Source organism: Pseudomonas sp. SIMBA_068, assembly GCF_046534705.1.
GTDB classification, from domain to species: Bacteria; Pseudomonadota; Gammaproteobacteria; order Pseudomonadales; family Pseudomonadaceae; genus Aquipseudomonas; species Aquipseudomonas putida.
Window position 1 is genome coordinate 1 of record NZ_JAWRYI010000476.1, and the last position, 273, is coordinate 273.

A 273-nucleotide genomic window follows, 5' to 3' on the forward strand; every position below is an offset into this window, starting at 1 on the left:
TACGCATGCTGCCGCCGCCAGACATGTATGAGCTGCTGGGTGAAATCACGGGTGAAGTACTGATCAACCTGTTTCTGATCTGGGCCACCCGGGGCATGGGCGTGCAGCTTCGGCTGGGAGCCCAGGTATTGGGGCATATCAAATCCGGGCGGGTGCGGGGCTGGCTGGAAACGCTGGCGAATCAGTTGGTGGGGCCACCTCTGGAGCCCCATGCCGAAGCGCTGAAACCGCTGTTGCTGAGCAGTGTGCCGATACCGATCAAGACGGTGCCGC

The 273-nt window shown here is 61.9% G+C and carries 1 protein-coding gene; it reads left to right on the forward strand.

Translation table 11 applies throughout. The features are described from left to right. On the forward strand, positions 1–273 hold a 273-nt coding region (locus tag SB756_RS30035; RefSeq protein WP_410913233.1), incomplete at both ends, for a hypothetical protein.